This is a genomic window from Cohnella sp. GbtcB17 (assembly GCF_019091135.1).
Lineage (GTDB): Bacteria > Bacillota > Bacilli > Paenibacillales > Paenibacillaceae > Cohnella.
The window spans coordinates 1-240 of sequence record NZ_JAGXJW010000434.1; the positions used below are offsets into that span (position 1 = coordinate 1).

Here is a 240-nt window from a genome sequence, read left to right on the forward strand (position 1 = left end):
CCTCGCGCAAAACGACCAGAAGATGGCCGAGCAGACGCTCGCGGCGCTCGCCAAGGATGCGGGCGGCAAGGGCAGCATCGGGAAAATTAGGGTCGCCGGCTTCCCGCCGATGGAGTCGCGCCAGGTCGCCTACAAGGCATTTCTGGACGCCAACCCGGACATGAAGGAGCAGGCGGCCTACGGCACCGCGGACGGCGCGCAGGAGGGCGCCCAGACGGGGACCGAAGCGATCTTGAGACA

General features: G+C 67.5%; 1 pseudogene. It reads left to right on the top strand.

The annotated features are described in order from the left end of the window. Positions 1-240 (top strand): annotated as a pseudogene (locus tag KVT38_RS34130) (LacI family transcriptional regulator); the annotation flags it as partial.